The sequence below is a fragment of the Streptomyces sp. A 4/2 genome (assembly GCF_940670765.1).
Taxonomy (GTDB): Bacteria; Actinomycetota; Actinomycetes; order Streptomycetales; family Streptomycetaceae; genus Streptomyces.
Window position 1 is genome coordinate 1 of the sequence record NZ_CALNVW010000110.1, and the last position, 297, is coordinate 297.

At 68.7% G+C, this 297-nt stretch carries 1 protein-coding gene; it reads right to left on the reverse strand.

Annotated features, from left to right (window positions below; translation table 11 throughout):
* On the reverse strand, positions 1-297 hold a 297-nt coding region (locus NBY69_RS37245; RefSeq protein WP_250306699.1), incomplete at both ends, for a VCBS repeat-containing protein.

The window sequence follows — 297 nt, forward strand, 5'->3', positions numbered from 1 at the left end:
GCACCCGGGTGGCACCGCTGTAGTTGGGGCCGGAGTACCGGTACAGGGCCCCGCTCGACTTCTCGACGGCGAGAAGGTCCGGTATGCCGTCACCGGTCAGATCGCCCACTCCGGTGATGCTGGTCATCGCCGCCCAGCCGGTGCCGATCTCCACCCGGGCCGGACCGGTGTAGTCGGGACCCGAGTAGCGGTACAGCGTTCCGTCGCCCTTGGCCGCGACGATGTCGGTCACCCCGTCACCGTTCAGGTCACCGACCGCCGTGACGGAGTCGAAGGAGTTCCAGCCGGTCCCGATCT